The sequence below is a fragment of the Vibrio methylphosphonaticus genome (genome assembly GCF_023634655.1).
In the GTDB taxonomy this organism is placed as follows: domain Bacteria; phylum Pseudomonadota; class Gammaproteobacteria; order Enterobacterales; family Vibrionaceae; genus Vibrio; species Vibrio methylphosphonaticus.
In genome coordinates this window covers 1-305 of record NZ_JAMKMS010000088.1, presented here as the reverse complement: position 1 = coordinate 305, position 305 = coordinate 1, and the positions used below count along the sequence as shown (strand labels likewise).

Annotated in this window: 1 protein-coding gene; it reads right to left on the bottom strand. The window is 49.8% G+C overall.

Features of this window, described 5'->3' with window-relative positions; all coding sequences use genetic code 11:
- On the bottom strand, positions 1-305 hold a 305-nt coding region (locus M9196_RS23375), incomplete at both ends, for a tandem-95 repeat protein (RefSeq protein ID WP_250619896.1).

Below are 305 nucleotides of genomic sequence, written 5' to 3'. Positions count from 1 at the left end.
GTACCGTCACTTACTGAGAAGCTTAGGTCGACTTCGCCATTGAAGTTCTCATTTGGAGAGAAGGTATAGCTGCCATCACCGTTGTCGGTGAACACGCCGTCTGTACCAGAGTAAGATACATCTGCAACAGATAAGTCATCGCCATCAATATCTGAAGCGCCTGCTAGAAGCTGATCGTCAGTAAAGGTCAACGAGCCGTCTTCTTGGATGGTGTAACCCACATCTTCCACTACCGCTGCGTCATTCACTGGATTTACCGTGAGGTCTGCAGTGGCAACAACGGTATCCGTGCCGTCTGAAAGGTC